We start from the raw sequence: 3582 nt of genomic DNA, 5'->3' as shown, positions 1-3582 counted from the left end.
CCCCGGCCCCTCGCGGGGCCGAAGCGACCGGCTGTTCAGCTCGAAATAACTATGCGCGCCGTTGGGGCAAGGGGCAAGCGACGGAACAAGATACAGCCACAGTAGAAACGGAACTGGGTGCCGAGTATTCGTAGCGAGCAGAATTCACCACTCCACCCCGTCCTAGCGGTGTGAGCGCAGTAATCGCCCGGTAGGTTCCGTTTGCTGACGTCGCGCGAACGAGATCATGAGGGACGAAATAGTTTTTACGAAGAGACGACAACTTTGATCGCCGCGTCGTAAATCTGAGCTAGAATGCTGCTTGAGATCATGGGGGGCGTACGAGTATGCTTCGGTGGCTGTGGCGTCTGATACGACATGGCTCTGCGTGTCCTCGGGAGAAACGGGGTTTATGATGCTGCCAATGGGTAGGATGAAGAAGTCCACGATCACTTTAGCACTGGTCGCTTCCCTCCTCTCCGTCTTGCCGAACCTCGCCGTGGCCGACGACAAGGAGATCGCCAAGGCTAAGTTTCAAGAGGGATTGGCACTCATCCAGGAGGAGAACTACCCCGCTGCCCTCGCCGCGTTCGAGGAGTCGAACAAGCTCGTCCCAAAGTCGAGCATCCTCTACAATATCGGTATGTGCCAGAAGGCGCTGTTCCGCTACGTCGATTCTATCGCATCATTCAAACAGTACTTGGGAACAATGGGCGCGAGCATCACGCCCGAGATGAAGCAGACTGTAGACCAAGCACTATCGGACATGCGGAAGATGGTGGGGACGGTCGCTATCGAGGGAGCGCCGGACGGCGCAGAGGTGTTTGTGGACGAACGGTCGGTGGGGATCACGCCGTTCAAAGAACGGCTGATCGTCGATCCTGGCAGCCACTCGATCCGCGTAGAGCACGACGGGTTCAAACCGCTGCGCACAGATGTGACCGTGCCTCAGGGCGTGTCGCTAGACGTAAGTGCGAAGCTCCAGCCGGTGGCGGCATGGATCAAGGTCGGATGCGAGGCGAAGGATGCGGTGGTGCATCTCGACGGCAAGGTTGTGGGCGGCTGCCCGTACGAGGGCGAGGTGCAGCCGGGTGAGCACGAGGTGAAGGTGCGGGAACCGGGCAAGCCAGAGTTCGTGCAGAAGGTCGATGTGACCTCGGGCGGCACCGCGACGGTGGCTGTGACGCTCCAGCCCAGCGAACCGGGAGAACAGACCCCTGAAGAGCAAAAAAAGGCGCACACGCTGTTCATTGCCGGGATCACGACGCTCGCGGTCGGCGCGGGAGCGGGGGTTCTTGGCCTAGCCTTCAACGTAAAGGGCACGAAAGACGAGTCGAAAGCAGAGGACGCGCCGCCGAACTCCTCCGAACGGCAGGGGTTCAACGACGACATCAAGACGGACAAGGCGGTGATGATCGCGGGGTACGCTGCAGGCGGCGTGCTCGTCGTGGTCGGGGTCGTTCTCATGGCGATTTCTCGGAAGGGTTCGGAACGAGCGTCCGGGAACGAGCCCATCGCCTTCGAGCCAACTGTCAACGGCCTCTCAATGAGTTTTTAAAGGAGGGGAAAGACCATGATGCGTATTTCGGAGAAGCCCTGTGTCGTTCTCCTCGTGGTTGCGGCGTGGGTAATACCGGCGTGCTTCGACACGGTACCTATGGACAAGGGCGCGGCCGACTCCGATTCGGATACAGACACCGACGCCGATTCCGACACTGATACCGATTCGGACACGGACACCGACGCCGATTCGGACACGGACACCGACGCCGATTCCGACACCGATACTGATTCCGACACGGACACCGATTCCGACACAGACACCGATTCCGACACAGACACGGATACGGATGCAGACGAGTGTACGGGGGCCGACGTTTACTCGGACACGTCATCGGGGCTGTGCTGGTACATTTCGGAAATATCGCCCCAAGTTAGTGAAGAGGACGCTGAAACTAAATGCGCTGGCTTAGTATTGGAAGGAGACTGGGTCGTGCCAGACATTGATCAGCTACGGTCGCTCATCGTAGGTTGTGCAGCGACGACCACTGGTGGTTCCTGCTCGGTCACCGTCGGCAGCGATGAGAGTGATATCACTGGCTGCGAAGGATGCACAAGCGGATCTGGACCGGGCGATAGTGGATGCTACTGGGATACTGCGCTCGGCGGAACCTGTCCGGAAATTTGGTCCTCGACCGCATTGGGAGACATGCCAGTGGCAGCGTTCACCATTAATTTCTCGAATGCGTCAATGCACTACGCTTCGATTACCGCTAACCAAAGAAATGTACTTTGTGTGAGGTCTCCGTAATTGTTTGAATTAATGTAGATTTTTCCATCCAAACCCCCGCAGCGCAGCGCGACGCTCTTCGTAGTCCGGCATCACCGCCACTACGCCGCCCACCCCGCCGACAGCACCTCGGCCTGCTCCAGCACGGTGATCGTCGCCTTCTCCTGCTTGTCGGGCGGGTAGCCGTATTTGCGGAGGATGCGTTTCACGAGCACGCGGAGCTGGGCGCGGACGTTCTCGCGGACGGTCCAGTCGATCGAGACGTTCGCCCGCACCGTGGTGACCAGCTCCCGCGCGATGGTGCGGAGCGTCTCGTCGCCGAGCACCTTCACGGCGCTGTCGTTCGTTTCGAGCGCGTCGTAGAACGCGACCTCGTCGTCGGTGAGCTTCAGCTTCTCGCCGCGCGCCGAGGCTTCGCGCATCTCCTTGGCGAGTCGGATCAGCTCCTCGATCACCTGGGCCGTCTCGACCGCGCGGTTCTGGTACTTCCGCACCGCCTTGTCGAGCAGCTCGGCGAACGACCGCGCCTGGACGACGTTGCGCTTCGAGCGCGTCTTGATCTCGCCCGCAAGCAGCTTGCGGAGCAGCTCGACCGCGAGGTTCTTGTGCGGCATCCCGCGCACTTCGGCGAGGAACTCGTCGGAGAGGATCGAGATGTCGGGCTTCTTCAGCCCCGCCGCCGCGAAGATGTCGATCACCTGATCGGCCGCGACCGCCTTCGACACGATCTGGCGGATCGCGTGCTCCAGCTCCTCGTCGGTCCTCTTCTCGAACGACTCGCTCTTGGCGAGCACCGACCGGACGGCCTGGAAGAACCCCACGTCGTCGCGAATCCGAATCGCCTCCTCGTGCGGCACGGCGAGCGCGAACCCCTTGGACAGCTCGTTCACCGCCTGGATGAACCGCGCCTTGCCGTCCTCCTGCGCGAGCACGTGCTCCTGCGCGTTCGGGAGAAGCGTCACCCGCTCTTGCGGCGTGCCGGTCAGCCACTTCGAGCGGTCAAACCCGTGGAAGATCCCGCAGCACACCTCGTGTTTCTCCAGCATGATCGCCACGGCGTCGGCCTGGTCGATCGCGGTGTCGCCCTTGCCGCCGCTCTCGGTGTATGTCGCGAGCGCCTTCTTCAGCTCGTCGGCGAGGCCGAGGTAGTCGACCACGAGCCCGCCCGGCTTGTCCTTGAAGACGCGGTTCACGCGGGCGATCGCCTGCATGAGCCCGTGGCCGCGCATCGGTTTGTCGACGTACATGGTGTGGAGGCTTGGCGCGTCGAAGCCGGTGAGCCACATGTCGCGGACGATCACGATCCGGAACAC

Annotated in this window: 3 protein-coding genes; 2 read left to right on the top strand and 1 reads right to left on the bottom strand. The window is 61.3% G+C overall.

Annotated elements, in window-relative coordinates; translation table 11 throughout:
* The first annotated feature begins 403 nt into the window (after positions 1 to 403).
* Both M0R80_31665 and M0R80_31660 read left to right on the top strand, forming a co-directional pair.
* On the top strand, positions 404 to 1537 hold the full coding sequence (locus tag M0R80_31665; protein ID MCK9464199.1) for a PEGA domain-containing protein: 1134 nt from the start codon (positions 404 to 406) through the stop codon (positions 1535 to 1537).
* A gap of 15 nt (positions 1538 to 1552) precedes the next feature.
* The gene (locus tag M0R80_31660) at positions 1553 to 2290 is read left to right on the top strand and encodes a hypothetical protein (GenBank protein MCK9464198.1); all 738 of its coding nucleotides are present in this window, start codon (positions 1553 to 1555) and stop codon (positions 2288 to 2290) included.
* Between the two features lie 80 nt (positions 2291 to 2370).
* Here the strand turns inward: M0R80_31660 and M0R80_31655 are convergent.
* On the bottom strand, positions 2371 to 3582 hold a 1212-nt coding region (locus M0R80_31655; protein ID MCK9464197.1), incomplete at its 5' end, for a DUF3387 domain-containing protein.

The sequence above is a fragment of the Pseudomonadota bacterium genome (assembly GCA_023229365.1).
GTDB lineage: Bacteria > Myxococcota_A > Polyangia > JAAYKL01 > JAAYKL01 > JALNZK01.
This window is presented reverse-complemented; position numbering and strand designations above follow the sequence as displayed.